The sequence below is a fragment of the Pseudomonas sp. 2995-1 genome (assembly GCF_002742505.1).
Taxonomy (GTDB): Bacteria; Pseudomonadota; Gammaproteobacteria; order Pseudomonadales; family Pseudomonadaceae; genus Aquipseudomonas; species Aquipseudomonas sivasensis.
Map to the genome: position 1 here is coordinate 12,115 of NZ_LJSA01000291.1, position 16,186 is coordinate 28,300.

At 60.7% G+C, this 16,186-nt stretch carries 13 protein-coding genes and 1 pseudogene; 11 read left to right on the forward strand and 3 right to left on the reverse strand.

Going from position 1 to position 16,186, the window contains the following annotated elements; genetic code table 11:
- Window position 1 precedes the first annotated feature (1 nt).
- Window positions 2–160 (reverse strand): hypothetical protein, encoded by a 159-nt coding sequence (locus AOA61_RS31490; protein ID WP_163033225.1) that lies wholly within the window; start codon window positions 158–160, stop codon window positions 2–4.
- 237 nt (window positions 161–397) lie between these two features.
- On the opposite strand from AOA61_RS31490, the gene AOA61_RS05825 reads away from it, so the two are divergent.
- The 3 genes from AOA61_RS05825 to AOA61_RS05835 all read left to right on the forward strand — a co-directional run bounded on the left by AOA61_RS05825 (window position 398) and on the right by AOA61_RS05835 (window position 4,103).
- Complete coding sequence (locus AOA61_RS05825; protein ID WP_099601319.1) at window positions 398–2,515, forward strand: TonB-dependent receptor; 2,118 nt, start codon at window positions 398–400, stop codon at window positions 2,513–2,515.
- 116 nt (window positions 2,516–2,631) lie between these two features.
- Complete coding sequence (locus tag AOA61_RS05830) at window positions 2,632–3,174, forward strand: sigma-70 family RNA polymerase sigma factor (protein ID WP_099601320.1); 543 nt, start codon at window positions 2,632–2,634, stop codon at window positions 3,172–3,174.
- Window positions 3,171–4,103 carry a FecR family protein gene (locus AOA61_RS05835; RefSeq protein WP_099601321.1) on the forward strand — a complete coding sequence of 311 codons (933 nt, stop codon included), beginning with the start codon at window positions 3,171–3,173 and terminating at the stop codon, window positions 4,101–4,103. The genes AOA61_RS05830 and AOA61_RS05835 overlap by 4 nt, the downstream gene beginning before the upstream one ends.
- On the opposite strand, the gene AOA61_RS05840 is transcribed toward AOA61_RS05835, so the two are convergent.
- Window positions 4,100–5,911: a sigma-54-dependent Fis family transcriptional regulator gene (locus AOA61_RS05840; protein WP_099601322.1), complete on the reverse strand. Its 1,812-nt coding sequence runs from the start codon at window positions 5,909–5,911 to the stop codon at window positions 4,100–4,102. The two genes, AOA61_RS05835 and AOA61_RS05840, sit on opposite strands and share 4 nt — an antisense overlap.
- A gap of 236 nt (window positions 5,912–6,147) precedes the next feature.
- On the opposite strand from AOA61_RS05840, the gene AOA61_RS05845 reads away from it, so the two are divergent.
- The 8 genes and pseudogenes from AOA61_RS05845 to AOA61_RS05880 all read left to right on the forward strand — a co-directional run bounded on the left by AOA61_RS05845 (window position 6,148) and on the right by AOA61_RS05880 (window position 14,725).
- Complete coding sequence (locus AOA61_RS05845) at window positions 6,148–7,242, forward strand: ABC transporter ATP-binding protein (protein ID WP_032889580.1); 1,095 nt, start codon at window positions 6,148–6,150, stop codon at window positions 7,240–7,242.
- A pseudogene (locus AOA61_RS05850) lies at window positions 7,242–8,340 on the forward strand (ABC transporter ATP-binding protein). Before AOA61_RS05845 ends, AOA61_RS05850 begins: the two are co-directional and overlap by 1 nt.
- On the forward strand, window positions 8,337–9,203 hold the full coding sequence (locus AOA61_RS05855) for a carbohydrate ABC transporter permease (RefSeq protein WP_032889576.1): 867 nt from the start codon (window positions 8,337–8,339) through the stop codon (window positions 9,201–9,203). The pseudogene AOA61_RS05850 and the gene AOA61_RS05855 overlap by 4 nt, the downstream one beginning before the upstream one ends.
- Before the next feature lie 10 nt (window positions 9,204–9,213).
- Entirely contained in the window at window positions 9,214–10,014 is an 801-nt protein-coding gene (locus AOA61_RS05860) for a carbohydrate ABC transporter permease (protein ID WP_003232361.1), read from the forward strand.
- A gap of 10 nt (window positions 10,015–10,024) precedes the next feature.
- Window positions 10,025–10,297 carry a DUF2160 domain-containing protein gene (locus AOA61_RS05865; protein ID WP_014718862.1) on the forward strand — a complete coding sequence of 91 codons (273 nt, stop codon included), beginning with the start codon at window positions 10,025–10,027 and terminating at the stop codon, window positions 10,295–10,297.
- Between the two features lie 32 nt (window positions 10,298–10,329).
- Window positions 10,330–12,072: an ABC transporter substrate-binding protein gene (locus AOA61_RS05870; RefSeq protein ID WP_032889572.1), complete on the forward strand. Its 1,743-nt coding sequence runs from the start codon at window positions 10,330–10,332 to the stop codon at window positions 12,070–12,072.
- A gap of 317 nt (window positions 12,073–12,389) precedes the next feature.
- The gene (locus AOA61_RS05875) at window positions 12,390–13,769 is read left to right on the forward strand and encodes an iron-containing redox enzyme family protein (RefSeq protein WP_099601323.1); all 1,380 of its coding nucleotides are present in this window, start codon (window positions 12,390–12,392) and stop codon (window positions 13,767–13,769) included.
- An 11-nt stretch (window positions 13,770–13,780) separates the two neighbouring features.
- Complete coding sequence (locus tag AOA61_RS05880; RefSeq protein ID WP_099601324.1) at window positions 13,781–14,725, forward strand: class I SAM-dependent methyltransferase; 945 nt, start codon at window positions 13,781–13,783, stop codon at window positions 14,723–14,725.
- A 113-nt stretch (window positions 14,726–14,838) separates the two neighbouring features.
- Here AOA61_RS05880 and AOA61_RS05885 read toward each other — a convergent pair whose 3' ends face one another.
- Window positions 14,839–15,270: a hypothetical protein gene (locus AOA61_RS05885; protein WP_032889566.1), complete on the reverse strand. Its 432-nt coding sequence runs from the start codon at window positions 15,268–15,270 to the stop codon at window positions 14,839–14,841.
- Window positions 15,271–16,186: the final 916 nt, after the last annotated feature.

Consider the following 16,186-nt stretch of genomic DNA (forward strand, 5'->3'; position numbering starts at 1 on the left):
CCTACGCCCGGCGGGTATCGCTGGGCGTCGCAGCGTGGTTGGTAAACACCGCCAACCCTGCGCGTGCCGCGTACATCGTCCACATCAACTCAGCCGCTGCGCGGGCCTGGCGGCGTTTGCGGTGAAGGGTAAAGTCAATGACGTTCGCGGATGTTGGCATCAGGGTGATCTCGTAGGTGACTCAGTGGCTCCACAATAATGGTTAGTGGTTATTTCTTTAAATACTGAGTTTGCATGTGTTAATTCGTTTTTGGACTTAAAAAGAAAGCGGGTCCGAAGGTGTTGTGGGAAGGGTCTGGTCCATTAAAAAGGCGTGACTTGGTGATCATCGCTGGCTTCCCATCACTGTTCGCGTGACGGCCCAGCCGTCACGCCCCCGCATTTCAAGGACTCACCCATGCTGCTGCGCCAACCTCCATTCCTGTTTGCCGCCCTGACCTTAAGCTCGCTGGTGCATGCCGAAGACTTGCAGCTGGCACCGGTCGAAGTCACCACCGCTGAAGCCACGTCTGGAGAAGTCGCCCAGGCGCAGCTCAAGAGCGTGCCCGGCGCCACCAATTACATCGACATGAGCAGCGTGCAGCAGGGGCGGGTGAGCACCAACGAAGATGTGTTCAAGTACCAGCCGGGGGTGTACGCCAAGGCGGCGAATAACGAAGGGGTGAAACTGTCCATTCGCGGTTCGGGCCTCAACCGTAGCCCTGGCTCCCACGCGTCGGGGCTCTACGAGATGTTCGATGGTCTGCCGCTGACCGGTCCCGGTGGCACACCTTACGAGCTCAAGGATCCGTTATGGCAAAGCCGGGTCGAGGTGTTACGCGGCGCCAACGGTTTTGATCAGGGCGCCCTGGCGCTCGGTGGCGCGGTCAACTACGTGACCCGAACCGGCTACGACGCACCCAAGCTGCAGGTGCGCTATGAGGCGGGCAGTCGTGGCTACGCCCAGCGCGAGATCAGTTCGGGGCAGGTGCTGGGGGATGCGGACTACTACATCAGCCTGACTGACTCGGAATCCGACGGCTACCAGCGCCAAAGCGCGGCCACAGGCAAGGGCGTGGCTGCCAACTTCGGCTATCGCTTTAACCCGAATCTGGAAACCCGCTTTTATTTCCGTTACCGCGAAACCACCAACGACACACCCGGCAAACTCACCCGCGACCAGATCAGTCACGACCCGCGTGCCGCCAACAGCCTCAACGCCGCTCGCGACTCCAAGCGCCTGCAACCCGGCTCAACCTGGATCGCCAACAAGACCACCCTGCAACTGGACGACAACTCCCGCCTTGAAGTTGGCCTGGCGTATCACGATTACCCGATGGACCTGCGCGAGGGCACTATCCGTCTGAAAGTCGCCTACACCGACGTCAGCAGCACCCTCAATTACATCCGCCAGGACACGGTGTTCGGTCACGACAGCAAAACCACCCTAGGCCTGCGCACCACCCAGGCGATGCCCAATAACGGCGGTGCCGAGTATGTGCGCATTCCCGCTGGCAACACGGCCAGCTACGCCCCCGGCACCAAGACCCGCGACTACAGCTACCTCGGTTCCGACACCGTGTTGCATATCGGCAACGACCTGGAACTGATACCAGACCTGTGGCTGACCACCGGCCTGGCCGCCATCTACACCCGCCGCGAAACCCAGGTCAGCTATCCCGAAGGCCAGGCGCCGCTCAGCCAGCACGATTGGGACTACGCGCCTCGCATCGGGCTGCGTTACGACTTCAACCCGCAATTGCAGGTGTACGGCAACCTCAGCCGCTCCGTCGAGCCGCCGCACGCGTGGTCGATGATCTGGGGTTCCAACAAGTATTTCCCTGCGGGCAGCGGACCGGCCACCGGATTGGCGCGTGAAGGCGTCAGCCTGAAAAACCAGACCGCTACCACCCTGGAAGTCGGCGGTCGCGGTGAAGCGTGGCTCGGCCAGTGGGACCTGGCGCTTTACCGCTCCGAAGTGCGCCACGAACTGCTCACCGTAGAAACTCAAGCCCAGACTTCAACCAGCAATGCCATCGTTGCCGAATCCAACGCCAGCCCCACCGTGCATCAAGGCGTGGAACTGGGCCTGCTCAGCCCGGTGTGGGATGGCGGCCGCAGCGGCAAGCTTGACCTGCGCCAGGCCTACACCTTCAGCGACTTCCATTACCGTGACGACGAGCGCTTTGGTGGCAACACCTTGCCGGGCATCCCCAAGCACTACTATCAGGCGCAACTGCGCTACAGCCACCCGACCGGTTTCTACACCAGCCTCAACACCGAGCATTCATCAAAGGTGGCGGTGGACTACGCCAACTCCTACTACGCCGCGGCCTATACGATCGTCGGCGCAACGTTCGGCTACGACGCGCCAAAGCAGGATTGGCAAGCTTGGGTTGACCTGCGCAACCTCACTAACCGCCGTTACGCCAACACGGTCACGCCGGGCTATGACGACAAAGGCCTGGATGTTGCTCGGTCTACACCCGCGGATGGTCGTGGCATCTACACCGGCGTGTCGTGGAGCTGGCGCTAAGCGGACACACCTGTGGGAATGGGCTTTCAGAGAATGTGAGCCCGCTTGCTCCAACGCTGTTTTACTGGCATTGTTTGCGCAATTGGTAACACTTCCCATTTGAGAATTTTTTGCGCATGCATGACATTCCGGCCGCGCTGGGCGACTCAGCGCGTCAGCAGGCCCTTACGGCGATGTACCGCGAGCACCATGGTTGGTTGCATGGCTGGCTGCGCAGGAAACTCGGTTGCTCCCAGCACGCTGCCGACTTGGCACACGACGCATTCATCCGTGTCCTGATGCTGGCCGAGCCGCAAGCTATCAAGGAACCCCGGGCCTTCCTGGCCACCACGGCAGGGCGCCTGCTGATCGACGGCGCCCGTCGTCGGCGTATCGAAAAAGCCTATATGGAAGCGCTGGTCATCCAGTGCCAAGACGCCGGCATGCCCGACCCGGCGGCGATCCATGTTGCGCTACAAGCCCTGGAACGCATCGCCGAAATGCTCGCCGGTTTACCGACCAAGGCCCGCGAGGCGTTCCTGTTGAGTCGCCTTGATGGGTTGACCTACAGCGAAATCGCCGCACGCCTGGCGGTGTCCCCCAGCACCGTCAAAAACTACATCTCCAGCGCCCTGGTTCACTGCTATCACAGCCTGCACGCGGCGGATCCACTGACATGAACTCCGAACAGATCATCCAGCAAGCAGCGAATTGGCTGACGCGCCTGCACGATGAGGATGTCACCGACGCTGACCGTCAGGCCTTCACTACCTGGTGCGAGGCCGACCCGCGCCACGCCGTGGCCATCGATCGCATGCGCGCCTTATGGGGCAGCCTCGACAGCGTGCCGGCGCAACCGGCTCGCCTCGCCCTGAACCGCGCATTTGCCCCGCAACGAGCTCGCTGTGCACAGGTGCTGGGGGTGCTCGGCGTCGTGTTCTGCGGTTGGCTGAGCCTGGAGCACCTGCCGGTGTGGATGGCCGACCAGCGCACCGGCGTCGGCGAGCGCCGTCAGATCGCGCTCGAAGACGGCAGCCAGTTGCAGCTCAACAGCAACTCGGCGGTGGACGTGAAGTTCGACGGCCAGCAGCGGGTGATCGAGCTGCTGCAAGGCGAACTCTGGGTAGACGTGGCCAAAGATGCGCAACGGCCGTTCGTGGTACGAACCGACCAAGGTACGGCGACCGCACTGGGTACGCGTTACCTGGTCAAGCGTGCGCCGGACGGCACAACAGTGGTCACTGTGATCGAGTCCACCGTGGCGGTTAAAGGTGAGGTCGAGGAGGGCGTCAAGGTCATCGCCGGCCAGCGTTCCGTCCTCGACCATGGCCGCGCCATGCCTGCGCAGGCGATCGGCAATGCCGACCCGGACGCCTGGACTCGCGGCCTGCTCAAAGTCAACGACCAGCCGCTGAGCGAAGTACTGCAAACCCTGGCCAGCTACCGTCCTGGCATGGTGCGTTTCGACCCACAAGCGCTGCGGGACCTGCGCGTGTCCGGCGTGTTCAAGCTGGACGATACGGCGGCGGCCCTGTCGACCTTGGCGGATAACCTGCCGATCCAGGTGGAGTACTTCACCGACTTGCTGGTGGTGATCAAGCCCCGCTAGTGCTGGCGCAGGCGTTTGTACAAGGTATTGCGGCTCACCCCCAGTTCCCGCGCCAAGTGGGAAATATTCCCGCCGGCCGCTTTCAAACGTTGGGTCAGATCAATGCTGTCGTCCAGGTACTCACTGGTCGGCAGCGGCGGCGCCACGTTCAAATCCACAAAAAAATCATCCGGCAGATGCTCCGCCCGTATCGGTTGCTCCTCGGCCATCGCCAGCGCCACCTGCAAAACGCTGCTGACCTGGCGCAAATTCCCCGGCCATGGGTGCTGCTCGAATAACGCCAACACCTCAGCGCTCAAACCGGCCCATTGAGTGGGCTCGCGGTGTTGTTGCCACAGTTGCTGGAACAGCGCCTGCTTGTCGGTACGCTCGCGCAAGGGTGGCAACTCCAGGGTCAGGCCGCCGATGCGGTAGTACAAATCCTCGCGAAAGCGCCCAGCTTGCACCAGCTCCCGCAGTGCGCGGTTGGTCGCCGATATGATGCGCAAATCCACCGGGAACAACTCGCTGCTGCCCACCGGTTGCACGCAACGCTCCTGCAACACGCGCAGCAGGCGCGCCTGGGTCGGCAGCGGCATATCACCGATCTCATCGAGAAACAGCGTGCCCTTGTCGGCCTTGCGGATCAGGCCAATGCTGCCTTTTTGATTGGCGCCGGTGAACGCGCCTTTTTCGTAGCCGAACAGTTCCGATTCCACCAGCTCAGCGGGAATCGCCGCACAGTTCACCGCGATAAACGCCTTCTGGCTGCGGGAGCTGGCCTGGTGCAGGGCTTTGACGAACACTTCTTTGCCCACGCCGGTTTCGCCGTGGATCAGCAGCGGGATATCTTTTTCCAGCAAACGCTCGGCCTGGCGCACGGCTTTTTCTACGCGAGCATCACCAAAATGCAGGGTGTTGAGACCAATCGTCGCCTGTTTCGAAACCACAGGCTCAGTGAAGACGCGCGCCTGCACTGGCATCTGCTTGGGGCGTTTCAATAAGCACTGAAACCGATTGCGTCCCGCCGCTTGCAACGAAAACGGCAAGCCCTCCGGTTGGTTGAGCAACTCCAGCAGCGACACTTTGAACAAGCTGTCGATCATCACTCGCGACAGGCTGATGCCCAGCAGGTTATCGGCGCGGCGGTTGGCCGACAGCACCTGGCCACTTTCATCAAAGATCAGCAGGCCCGCCCATTGGCTGTCCAGGTTGCTCAGGCCGGTGTTGAAGGTCAGTTGGAAATGCTCACCACGAAATAGATTGAGGATCAGCCGGTTCTCAACGGTCTGGCTCATCATCTTGACCATGCCCAGAGTGTGGGAGGGCGGCAGATAACTGTCGCTGGACACATCCAACACCGCGATGATCTCGCGCTGAGCATCGAAGATCGGCGCCGCCGAGCCGGTCATGAAACGGTTGGCCTTGAGGAAATGTTCGTCGTGTTCGATATGCACCGCCTGGGCACAGGCCAGCGCGGTGCCGATGGCATTCGTACCGCTGGAGCGCTCCTGCCAACTGGCACCGGCGCTGAATCCACGGGCCAGTTTGGGCTCGATAAAGCGTTGGGTGCCCCACGAGGTCAACACCTGGCCCTGGTTGTCCGCCAGCATGATCAGGCAGTTGGAATTGCTCAGGATGTTTTCGTAATAGGGCAGGACTTCCTGGTGCGTGGTCTGCACCAGGGAATGCTGGCTTTCCAGCAGTTGGCTGATGCCCTCGGCCGGCAATTGATCGAAGCTGGGCGTGCTTTGGTGGTCCAGGCCGAAGGCGCGGCAACGGCGCCAGGAGTCTTGGATGATGGTGTCGTGCGCCAAGGGTTCGGCCATCGGGCGACCTTCTGTTTTTATTGTTTTTATGGGGCCCCGCAGGCGCGGGGGCCCCATTAGTGTTGTTCAGAACTGTTCATTGTCAACCCCCCGAGTGTTCAGTTGTTCAGCCCGATTGTTCACTCCCGAACATCCCATTCACTCCATTTCCTTGTGGATCAAGCACCTGCCGTTTTTGGCACGAAACTCGCTCTGACGACTGGCCAGATTCATTCCAATAATAAAAAGGTCGTGTCATGTCATTGACCCTGGAACATGTCTCCCGCGTCGTCGAAGGCCAAACCTGGATCGACGATGCCACCCTGCGTTTCGAACCCGGCTCCTTTAACGTGCTGCTCGGTCGCACCCTGTCCGGCAAGACCAGCCTGATGCGCTTGATGGCCGGCCTGGACAAACCCGACAGCGGTCGCATCCTGATGAACGGCGTCGACGTCACCCACAAGCCGGTGCGCCTGCGCAACGTGTCGATGGTGTACCAGCAGTTCATCAACTACCCGACCATGACCGTGTTCGAAAATATCGCCTCGCCGTTGCGCCAGGCCGGTGTGTCCAACGAGGTGATCCAGAGCAAGGTGCTGGAAACCGCCAGGATGCTGCGCATCGAGAAGTTCCTCCAGCGCCACCCGCTGGAGCTGTCCGGTGGCCAGCAGCAACGCACGGCCATGGCCCGCGCGTTGGTCAAGGATGCCGAACTGATCCTGTTCGACGAGCCGCTGGTGAACTTGGACTACAAACTACGCGAAGAGCTGCGCCAGGAAATGCGCGAGCTGTTCCAGGCCCGCCACACCATAGCGATTTACGCCACCACCGAACCCAACGAAGCCCTGGCCCTGGGTGGCACCACCACCATCCTGCACGAAGGCCGGGTGATCCAGAGCGGCAAGGCCGCGGAGGTCTACCACCAGCCACAGACGGTGCTCGCCGCCGAGCTGTTTTCCGAGCCACCGATCAACCTGATGCCTGGGCGTATTGCTGGCAACGAGGTGAGCTTCGCCAATTTTGTGCACTTCCCGCTGAACGTCGACCTGCGCCCCATCGGCGAGGGCGAATTCCGCTTTGGCGTGCGCCCCAGCCATATCAGCCTGGTGCCGAGCAACGACGACGATCTGGAGCTGGCGGTAACCGTAGAAGTCGCCGAGATCAGCGGCTCGGAAACCTTCCTGCATGTGCGCAGCGAACACTTCCTGTTGGTGCTGCACCTGCCGGGGGTACATGAGTACGACGTCGACGCGCCGATCCGCGTGTATATCCCCACCCATAAACTGTTTGTGTTCGATGGCCAGGGCCGTTTGGTCCAGGCCCCCGGGCGCCGTGTCGCGAGGGTTGCCTGATGGCCGAGATCCATTTGCAGAACCTGGCGCACAGCTATAACCCCGCGCCGACCGGACCCGAAGACTACGCGATTCGGGAAATGAACCACGTCTGGGAACAGGGCGGCGCCTACGCTTTGCTCGGCCCGTCGGGCTGCGGCAAGTCGACCCTGCTCAATATCATTTCCGGCCTGCTCAGCCCGTCCGAAGGCCAAGTGTTGTTTGACACGAAAGTGGTCAACGACCTCACGCCCGAGAAGCGCAACATCGCCCAGGTGTTCCAGTTCCCCGTGGTGTACGACACCATGACCGTGTTCGACAACCTGGCGTTCCCACTGCGAAACCAGGGCATGGCCGAAGCGAAAATTCACAGCAAGGTGCAGGAAATCGCCGAAGTCCTCGACCTGCAAAACCTGCTGAGCAAGAAAGCGCGCAACCTCACCGCTGACGAAAAACAGAAAGTCTCCATGGGCCGTGGCCTGGTGCGTGACGACGTGTCGGCCATCCTGTTCGATGAGCCGCTGACAGTGATCGACCCGCACCTCAAATGGAAACTGCGACGCAAGCTCAAGCAGATCCATGAGCAGTTCAACATCACCATGGTCTATGTCACCCATGACCAGTTGGAGGCTTCCACCTTTGCCGACAAGATCGCGGTGATGTATGGCGGGCAGATCGTGCAATTCGGCACGCCACGGCAATTGTTCGAGCGGCCTAGCCACACGTTTGTCGGCTATTTCATCGGCAGCCCTGGGATGAATCTGATCGAAGTGCAGGCCGAGGCGGGCGGGGGTGCGGTTTGCCGGCACCCACTTGCCATTGCCCGAGGCGTTGCAACAACGCATCGCCAGCACGGACTACAAGAAATTGCAGGTGGGTATCCGCCCGGAATTTATCCACGTGTGGGACGAGTACAACCCCGACGCCATGCAGGCCGATGTCACACATTTGGAAGACCTCGGCACCTACAAGATCATGACGCTCAAGCTTGATGGCGCCACCTTGAAAGTGCGTTTGGCCGAAGACAAACCGGTGCCCGAAGGCACGGCCTCCATCAGCTTTCCCGCGCAATGGCTGATGCTCTACGCCGATGATTACCTGCTGGAGGTACTGCCATGAACAAGGTGCAGAACAACAAGGCCTGGTGGTTGGTGCTGCCGGTTTTCCTGCTGGTGGCGTTCAGCGCGGTGATCCCGATGATGACCGTGGTCAACTATTCGGTGCAGGACATTTTCGACCAATCCAGCCGCTATTTCGTCGGTGCCGATTGGTACAAGCAGGTATTGCTCGACCCGCGTCTGCACGACTCCCTGCTGCGCCAGTTCATCTATTCCGCCTGCGTGCTGTTGATCGAAATACCCCTGGGCATCGCTATCGCCCTGACCATGCCGACCAAGGGCCGTTGGTCGTCCCTGGTACTGATCGTGTTGGCGATCCCACTGCTGATCCCGTGGAACGTGGTGGGCACCATCTGGCAGATCTTCGGCCGTGCTGACATTGGCCTGCTGGGTTACAGCCTCAACGCCATGGGCATCAGCTACAACTACGCGGCCAATACGGCGGATGCCTGGGTGACCGTGCTGGTGATGGACGTATGGCACTGGACCTCATTGGTGGCGCTGCTGTGCTATTCGGGGTTGCGGGCGATTCCGGATGTGTACTACCAGGCCGCGCGGATTGATCGTGCATCGGCCTGGGCAGTCTTCCGACATATCCAACTGCCCAAGATGAAAAGCGTGCTGCTGATCGCGGTAATGCTGCGGTTTATGGACAGCTTCATGATCTACACCGAGCCCTTCGTCCTGACCGGCGGTGGACCGGGTAACGCCACCACTTTCCTGAGTCAGACGTTGACCCAGATGGCTGTAGGTCAATTCGACCTAGGCCCGGCGGCGGCGTTTTCCCTGGTGTATTTCCTGATCATCTTGTTGGTGTCCTGGCTGTTCTACACCGCCATGACCCACTCTGACGCCAACCGCTGAGGCCGCTGACATGAGCAAACGCAAGCTTATTCCGCTGCTGATCTACATCCTGTTCCTGCTGGTGCCGATCTACTGGCTGTTGAACATGTCCTTCAAGAGCAACACCGAAATCCTCGGCGGGCTCACGTTGTTTCCCCAGGATTTCACCCTGGCGAACTACAAGGTGATCTTCACCGACCCCAGTTGGTACACCGGCTACCTCAACTCGCTGTACTACGTAAGCCTGAACACGGTGATTTCCCTGAGTGTGGCGCTGCCGGCGGCGTATGCGTTCTCGCGCTATCGTTTCCTGGGGGATAAGCACCTGTTCTTCTGGCTGCTGACCAACCGCATGGCGCCGCCGGCGGTGTTCTTGCTGCCGTTCTTCCAGCTGTATTCGTCCATCGGTTTGTTCGACACGCACATCGCTGTAGCCCTGGCTCACTGCCTGTTTAACGTGCCGTTGGCGGTGTGGATCCTCGAAGGCTTCATGTCCGGCGTGCCCAAGGAAATCGATGAAACCGCCTACATCGACGGCTACTCGTTTCCGAAGTTCTTCGTGAAGATTTTTATCCCGTTGATCGGCTCCGGCATCGGTGTGACTGCGTTTTTCTGCTTTATGTTTTCCTGGGTCGAGCTGCTCCTGGCGCGCACCCTGACGTCGGTCAACGCCAAGCCCATCGCAGCGGTGATGACGCGCACGGTGTCGGCCTCGGGTATCGATTGGGGCGTGCTGGCAGCGGCGGGGGTGTTGACCATCCTGCCGGGCATGCTGGTGATCTGGTTTGTTCGCAACCACGTGGCCAAGGGCTTTGCCCTGGGCCGGGTCTGAGGAGTCGATGATGGAATGGATGGCCTGGACCACCCCCACTGCACTGTTCTTTGGCGGCATCGCCTTGATTCTGGCGGGCATGACCACTTGGGAACTGCGTTCGCCGAGCATCCCTCGGCGCGGTTTGTTACCGATCAGCACCACCCGTGGTGATCGCTTGTTTATCGGTCTTCTCGGCAGCGCCTACCTGCATTTGCTGGTTATCGGCGTTACTGACTGGAGCATCTGGGTGGCGTCCGCGCTCTCCCTGGTATGGCTGTTGAGTGTGATGCGTTGGGGTTGATGCCCTTATAAATAAACAACCTGGAGGTCTCTATGTTGAATAAGAACAATAAGCTGCGACATAGCATTTCATTGGCTGCCGTACTGGCCCTCAGCGGTTTGAGCGCCACGGCTTGGGCCGATGCGTACGAAGATGCCGCGAAAAAATGGATCGGCAGCGAGTTCAAACCGTCCACGCTCACGGCTGAGCAGCAGCTTGAGGAGCTCAAGTGGTTTATCAAGGCCTCGGAACCGTTCCGTGGGATGAAGATCAACGTGGTGTCGGAAACCCTCACCACCCACGAGTATGAATCCAAGGTGCTGGCCAAGGCCTTCAGTGAAATCACCGGGATCAAGCTGACCCACGACCTGCTTCAGGAAGGCGACGTGGTCGAGAAGCTGCAAACCCAGATGCAGTCGGACAAGAACATCTATGACGGCTGGGTCAACGATTCCGACTTGATCGGTACGCACTTTCGCTATGGCAAGACCGAATCCATCACCGACCTGATGGCCAACGAAGGCAAGGACTTCACCTCGCCGACCCTCGACCTCAAAGACTTTATCGGCCTGTCCTTCACCACCGCGCCGGACGGCAAGATCTACCAGCTGCCCGACCAGCAATTCGCCAACCTTTATTGGTTCCGCGCCGACTGGTTCGAGCGCCCGGAGCTCAAAGCCAAGTTCAAGGAGAAATACGGCTACGACCTCGGCGTGCCGGTGAACTGGTCGGCCTATGAAGACATCGCCAAATTCTTCAGCGAAGACGTCAAGGAAATCGACGGCAAGCGCATCTACGGGCACATGGACTACGGCAAGAAAGACCCGTCCCTGGGCTGGCGCTTCACCGATGCCTGGTTCTCCATGGCCGGCGGCGGCGACAAAGGCCTACCCAACGGCTTGCCGGTGGACGAGTGGGGCATTCGCGTGGAGGACTGCCATCCGGTGGGCTCCAGCGTGACCCGCGGCGGCGACACCAACGGCCCGGCCGCGGTGTTTGCCACTCAGAAATATGTGGACTGGATGAAAGCCTATGCGCCACCGGAAGCGGCGGGCATGACCTTCTCCGAGTCGGGGCCGGTGCCGTCCCAAGGCAACATCGCCCAGCAGATCTTCTGGTACACCGCGTTCACCGCCGACATGGTCAAACCGGGCTTGCCGGTGGTGAATGCCGACGGCACGCCGAAATGGCGCATGGCGCCGTCGCCTGTGGGACCTTACTGGGAAAAGGGCATGAAGAAGGGCTATCAGGACGTAGGCTCCTGGACCTTCCTCAAATCCACGCCTGAGAAGCAAAAACTCGCGGCCTGGCTCTACGCGCAGTTCGTGACCTCGAAAACCGTCTCGCTGAAAAAAACCATCGTGGGTTTGACGCCGATTCGTGAGTCCGACATCAACTCCCAGGCCATGACCGACATGGCCCCCAAACTCGGCGGTCTGGTGGAGTTCTACCGCAGCCCGGCGCGCACCGAGTGGTCACCGACCGGCACCAACGTGCCGGACTACCCACGCCTGGCGCAACTGTGGTGGAGCAACATTGCCTCGGCCGCCAGCGGCGAGAAAACCCCGCAACAGGCGCTGGACAACCTGGCCAAGGAGCAGGACGCGATCATGACGCGCCTGGAACGCTCCAAAGTGCAACCGGTGTGCGGCCCGAAAATGAACCCCGAACGTGACGCGCAATACTGGTTCGACCAACCGGGCGCACCGAAACCGAAACTGGCGAACGAGAAGCCAAAAGGCGAGACCGTGAGCTACGGCGACCTGCTCAAGTCGTGGGAGGCGGCGCGTAAATAACAGGTCTGCTGGATTTCTGTGACGAGGGAGCTTGCTCCCGTTGGACTGCGCAGCCGCCTCATTTTTGGGGGCGCTTCGCGGCCCAACGGGGGCGGCTCCCTCGCCACATCTATCAGTGCCTCTCGGCGCCATTCGAACCGAACTCCATGGCGGTCAGAACAACTGACCATCGCCGCTGATCCGTACCTTGCCAACCCCGATTGAATTTTCCGCATACCCGCAGGTTCTGCATTTTAGAAGCGTGTGGTTTTCAGCGCTCTTGCGGGGCCTCCTTGTCGGGAGGCCTGGTTGTATAGGACTTTGCGGAAACTGCCATCATGACGCTACTTACAGCGCTGTCGGGCCAACCGGCCTCTATCACCCACCCGGTTCACGGTCAGTATCGCGGGGTTTACCAGCAGCTCTATCGCGAAGCTCCGGGCGCTGAAGAGGCTGCGCGGGCGTTTCTGCAAGGGCAATTGAGCCAGGTGCGCGAGGCGTCGTCCGAGCTGCCGCCATTGCCTGAAGAATTGTCGGCCTGGATCGAGCAGCGGTGTGCCGATGTCGCCCAGGCCTACGCCGGGTACTTGGAACAACGCCAGCAAGGCCATCCAAGGCGCTACTTCCAGAACAAAGCTCAGGCGTTGTATTTCCTGCAACGCGTGGCGCCGACCAAACAGGTCGACGGCGCCTGGCTCAACGGTTTGCTGCGCTATTGGCAGGACCCGCGGTTCGACGGCCTGCTCACCACCTACCTGGAAGAATTGGGCGACGGCGAAGCGGCGCAGAACCATGTGCTGATCTACCGCAAATTGCTCAGCGATCACGACGCCGACAGCGACGCCGGCCTCGACGACGCCCACTACCAGCAGGGTGCTCTGCAGCTGGCGCTGGGACTATGTGCCGAAGCGTTTTTGCCGGAAATCATCGGCTACAACCTCGGCTATGAGCAGCTACCGCTGCACCTGCTGATCACCGCCTACGAATTGAGCGAGCTGGGGATTGACCCGTATTACTTCACCCTCCACGTCACCATCGACAACGCCAGCAGTGGCCACGCGTGCAAGGCGGCGCAGTCGGTGCTCAGCCTGCTGCCGCTGGGGGAGGGCCGTGCGGAGTTCTACCGGCGCGTTGCCGAGGGTTATCGCCTCAACGATCTTGGCCCTGGCACGCTGGCGGTGATCGACGCGTTTGATCTGCACGACGAGGTGGTCGCCATGCTCGAACGCAAGCGCACCTTCGGCCAGCACATGCATTCGGACTACTGCCGCTTCGAGGGCAAGACTGTCAACCAGTGGCTGGCCCAGCCGGGCCAGGCCGGCGCGTTTCTTAAGGCGATGGAAGACAAGGGCTGGTTCAAGCGCCACCAGGACCCGGCCGACAGCCGCTTCTGGCAATTGATCGAGGGCGCTGGCGCTGCGATGTTTGGTGTGTTCAGCGGCTATGAGAAACAGGTGCTGCATGACTGGATCGCCGGTGACTGGATCAGCGGCGAGCGCATCGCGCCCGTACGGCCGGGGCGCGGCAGCCGGACTTCCCGCGAGCACCATCGCCCGGCCGACCCGGATATTCAGGCGCTGGTGGATTCGTTGTGGAATTTGCCCGATGAGCAGCAGCTCACCGCACTGTTGCCCTGGCTCTCGGCACGCCGCCACTGCACGCCTGCCGGGTTGTATGCGACTCGCCGATTTATCCAACTGCGCGCACGTCTGCGCTAAGGAATTCACCCATGTCTGCGCAACAACTCGCTGATCGCGCCCTGCTGAACCTGGGCCGGGGCTTGAAGGAAAACGGCTACCGTTTCATCACGCCGACGCCGTTGACCCATGAACGGTTTTACCAGCGTCTGGGGACGCCGCTGGCGGTGGACCTGCGTGACGTGTTCGGCTGGTCCATGCCGTTTGATCACGGGCTGTTACCTGATGCCTTTCGCGAAGAATTGCAGCAAGCCGATGTAGTCGAGCAGCACGATTCGCTGTGGCGCAGCACGGTGCGGTGGTCGAGCCTGAGTGATCTGTTGTTCGCCCATTCGGCGTATCCCACCACACAGGCGGATGCGGTGTTTTTCGGGCCGGACAGTTACCGTTTCGCGCAACTGATCGAGGCCCATCTGCAGCAGCGTTTCGAGCCGATTAAGCGCGCGGTGGATATCGGCTGCGGCGCAGGTGTGGGCGCGCTGATGATCGCCCGCGCGCGGCCTGACGCTGAAGTGCTGGCGGTGGATATCAACCCGCGCGCCTTGCGCCTCACGGCGGTGAATGCCGAGTTGGCGGGGCTGGTTAACGTCAGCGCGTACCACAGTGATGTGCTGGGCAGCGTCCAAGGCGAGTTCGATTTGATCGTCGCCAACCCACCCTATATGAACGATGACCGCCAACGCGCCTATCGGCATGGCGGCGGGGCGCTGGGTGAGGAACTGTCGGTGCGTATTGTCAGCGAATCCCTCCCACGCCTGGCCTTGGGCGGCAGTCTGGTGCTGTACACCGGGGTGGCGATCGTCGCCGGGGAAGACCCTTTCCTGAAGGCGGTCATGCCTTTATTGGGCAGCGATGCAGTGGGCTGGACTTATCGCGAACTTGACCCGGATGTATTCGGCGAAGAACTCGACAAACCGGGGTATGAGCGCGTGGAGCGTATCGCCGTGGTCGCGCTCACCGTTACGCGCTTGTTCTGACGCCGCCCAAGCCAGTGGCGCCGACACGCAGGCATGCCTGCGGCAGATGGTGGACCGTCTTCTGGCCCAGCGTCGGGGTGACTGCTGATCAGCTGCCGCCCCGAGCTGAAAGGTCAGGCTGCCGCTTGCGGTTGCAGATGCAGCTCGCCGTCGACTTCCTTGACCAAGCCGCTGGCGAGGAACAATGGTGCCAAGCGCTTGTGCAGCTGTGGCTCGACAAATTCCTTGACCGTATCCAGTGCCAACACGCCACTGAGCGGCAACTCGGCCTTGGAGTACGACAACCATGCCTTCTTCAGCGCCATCAGCACATCACTGCCCGCTGTGGAGGCAAAGCGGCGTTGCGTCGGTTTACTGTCGAAGTTGAAAGTGTGCTGGAACTCATAGCCGCTTTCATCGCCACCGCTGGCACTGCAGCGGATGCAGGTGCACGGGCCATCACCGAAGGCGCTGCGCAGGTAGGCGTTGAAGTCCACCACGGGCTTGAGTGACAGACGCTTATCCACCTCGAACAGGTCCCCAGTCATTTTTTCGTCAGTGTTCAACGTGCATTTCCTCGCGGGTCGGTGGCCGTTTTTCAAAGCGCGGCACAATAGCAGCCGTGCGAAGTGTGGAACAGCATTTCCACGCAGAGCGGGCTGGTGCCAGGCATGTTGCGTGGGTTGATCACCGAAACTTGCGGGGAGGGGGGGACCCGATGAGTATGGGGCTCTACACAACTCCCAGAGGCCTCACACAACTCCCAGAGGCTGACACAACTCCTAGAGGCTGACACATGACCCTGTGGTGAGCGGGCTTGCCCCGCGTTGGGCTGCGCAGCAGCCCCAAAACCAGACGCTGGGTTCTAACAGAAAAATCCCCACTTTTGCTGGCTGAGTACATATCCGTTGCTGCGGTAACGGCCGCCTAGGGTTCTGCTCTTACAGCAGGTCTTTTTTGTAAAGGCCGGAATGCCAGCCCAGACAAAGTAACCAAAAGGCCTTCGCCCCACCACTCGGCACCTCGCCTAGGCTCGGTGTGCCCGTAATCCGACATTGATTTGGGGGGGCGCCGCCACGCGCTGTCCATGGCGCAGGGGACTAAACCGGCATCCCTGCCGGTTTACCCCCCAAATCAATGTCGAATTCCGGCCATCGTGGTTGACGGGGCGATTTCAGATCAAAAGCAAGGCCGCGGCGGCCTTAGAGCCGACCGGGTTCTCAGCTCCAACTCCGTCCAAATGTGGGAGGGGGCTTGCTCCCGATGAGGGTGTGTCAGTTGATGCAGCTGTGACTGACCCACTGCTATCGGGAGCAAGCCCCCTCCCACAGTTTGATCTCCATAGATCAGACAGATAGGTCCTAGCCTGCTGTCCTGCTTTTGCTCTGCTTTTGCTCTGCTTTTGCTCTGCTTTTGCTCTGCTTTTGCTCTGCTTTTGCTCTGCTTTTGCTCTGCTTTTGCTCTGCTTTTGCTCTGCTTTTG